At 70.0% G+C, this 280-nt stretch carries 1 protein-coding gene; it reads left to right on the forward strand.

What is annotated here, in order from left to right:
- Positions 1–107 precede the first annotated feature (107 nt).
- The coding region (locus ACZYRN_RS19435) for an epoxide hydrolase N-terminal domain-containing protein (RefSeq protein ID WP_488913205.1) at positions 108–280 on the forward strand (173 nt) is incomplete at its 3' end.

A 280-nucleotide genomic window follows, 5' to 3' on the forward strand; every position in this document is an offset into this window, starting at 1 on the left:
TCACTGTGGGGTCCCGTGCCAGCATCGAAGCGTGCACCTTCGCGCGGATGCGGGAAGCCATGCGGAGCGTACGGGAGCGTGTCGGGGGTGCCGAGTAGCTTCGGCGTGTGAGCAGCCAGCGCCCCTTCTCGATCCAGGTGCCCGATTCCGAACTCGACGATCTGCGAGAGCGTCTCGCGCGGTTCCGGCCGCTGCCGGACTCACCACGCCGGCCGGAGTCCGGCATGAGCGCCGACTACCTCGCCGAGCTCGTCGCGACGTGGCGCACGTGGGACTGGCG

It is taken from the genome of Domibacillus sp. F004, from assembly GCF_057814295.1.